1 pseudogene is annotated in these 1,686 nt (G+C 68.1%); it reads left to right on the forward strand.

Annotation, left to right across the window (positions count from 1 at the left end):
* Positions 1 to 1,642: pseudogene (locus tag RMO85_RS06005) on the forward strand (vitamin B12-dependent ribonucleotide reductase); the annotation flags it as partial.
* Between the last annotated feature and the right edge of the window lie 44 nt (positions 1,643 to 1,686).

Here is a 1,686-nt window from a genome sequence, read left to right on the forward strand (position 1 = left end):
CAACCTCGGCGCCTTGCTCATGGCGACCGGCCTTGCGTACGACTCCGACGGTGGGCGCGCGCTCGCCGGTGCGATCACGAGCCTGATGACCGGCACGGCATACAAGCGCTCGGCCGAGATGGCAGGGGTCGTGGGGCCGTACGAGGGCTTCGCCCGCAACGCCGAGGCGCACGCCCGGGTGATGCGCAAGCACGCGTCGGCGAACGACTCGATGCGCATGGTGACGACGCTCGACAAGGACGTGCACCGGCTCGCGACCAAGTCGTGGTCCGAGGGCAACAAGCTGGGGGAGAAGCAGGGCTGGCGTAACGCGCAGGCCTCCGTGCTCGCGCCCACCGGCACCATCGGCTTCATGATGGACTGCGACACCACGGGCATCGAGCCGGACTTCTCGTTGGTGAAGTTCAAGAAGCTCGTCGGCGGGGGATCAATGCAAATTGTGAACCAGACGATCCCGCGGGCGCTGCGCAAGCTCGGCTACGCCGAGGAGACCGTCGAGGCGATCGTGGAGTTCATCGCCGAGAAGGGCCACGTCGTCGACGCCCCCGGCCTGCGCCAGGAGCACTACGACATCTTCGACTGCGCCATGGGCGAGCGTTCGATCGCGCCGATGGGCCACGTACGGATGATGGCGGCGGCCCAGCCGTTCCTGTCCGGCGCGATCTCCAAGACGGTCAACCTGCCTGAGTCCGCGACGGTCGAGGAGATCGCCGACGTCTACCTGCAGGGCTGGAAGCTCGGCCTCAAGGCGCTCGCGGTCTACCGCGACAACTGCAAGGTCGGCCAGCCGCTGTCCGACGCCAAGGCCAAGGGCGCTGACTCAGCGGTCGAGGCCGGGGCCGGTCCGCGCGCCGCGGTGGCTGAGGTGGCCGCGGTCGTCGAGCACCGCCCCGTGCGCAAGCGCCTGCCGAAGTCGCGCCCGTCGGTGACGACGTCGTTTGCGGTGGCCGGCGCCGAGGGCTACATGACCGCCGGGTCCTACCCCGACGACGGCCTCGGTGAGGTCTTCCTCAAGCTGGGCAAGCAGGGTTCCACACTCGCCGGAGTCATGGACGCCTTCTCGATCGCGATCTCCATCGCCCTGCAGCACGGGGTACCGCTGGAGACCTACGTCCAGAAGTTCGTCAACATGCGCTTCGAGCCGGCCGGTCTCACCGACGACCCGGACATCCGGATGGCGCAGTCCGTCATGGACTACATCTTCCGTCGCCTGGCGCTGGACTACCTGACCTTCGACGAGCGCGCCGGCCTGGGGATCTACACGGCCACTGAGCGGTCACGTCAGCTAGAGACCGGCTCGTACGCCCCTGTCGAGGCTGAGGTCTCTGCGGAGGACGTGGCGGCTGAGGTTGCTGCGCTGGCTGCGGGGGTTCCGACGGACGAGCGTCCGGTTTCTGCTGACTCTGGTGTCGAGGAGGCGGTCGACCCGGCCGCCGGCGCCGAGGTGGCCCACGACGTGGAGATCGTGGACCACGCCGCCAAGCCGGCGGGTGCGAAGGTGCACTCCTCGACCGAGCTCATGGAGCAGATCCTGGGTACGGCGCAGGACGCCCCGATGTGCTTCACGTGTGGCACCAAGATGCGGCCGGCTGGATCGTGCTACGTGTGTGAGGGCTGCGGCAGCACCAGCGGCTGCAGCTAGACCTGGACAACGGACTGCCGGCACACGGTTTACTAAAACGTGTG

Source organism: Nocardioides sp., assembly GCF_031422975.1.
Lineage (GTDB): Bacteria > Actinomycetota > Actinomycetes > Propionibacteriales > Nocardioidaceae > Nocardioides.